1 protein-coding gene is annotated in these 276 nt (G+C 62.0%); it reads right to left on the reverse strand.

The window, feature by feature from the left end; all coding sequences use genetic code 11:
• Positions 1-8: 8 nt before the first annotated feature.
• Positions 9-276, reverse strand: a 268-nt coding sequence (locus tag SB754_RS20040; protein ID WP_410784132.1) for a hypothetical protein, incomplete at its 5' end; no start/stop codon positions are given.

Below are 276 nucleotides of genomic sequence, written 5' to 3' on the forward strand. Positions count from 1 at the left end.
GGATGGGGTCAGAGTTTGAAGCGGCCGGCGAAGCCGCGCAACGGCATGTCGGCGCTGGTGAGGATGCCCGGGCGGGCATCGATGACACTTCTGATCGCGTTGAGTGCCGGCAGTCCGGTCACGGTCATGCCGATCGATGCGAAGTCTTCCGGATTGTCGAGCCTGACACCGGGTTTGGGGAAGATCATGTGCTTGCTGTAGATGTTCGGGTCGCCGGAGATCTGGGTGATGTAGCAGCCCTTGATGTCCCAGGCAGGGCTGGTGTACGGGGTCATC

Origin of the sequence: Leifsonia sp. SIMBA_070 (genome assembly GCF_046534635.1) — a bacterium.
In the GTDB taxonomy this organism is placed as follows: domain Bacteria; phylum Actinomycetota; class Actinomycetes; order Actinomycetales; family Microbacteriaceae; genus Leifsonia.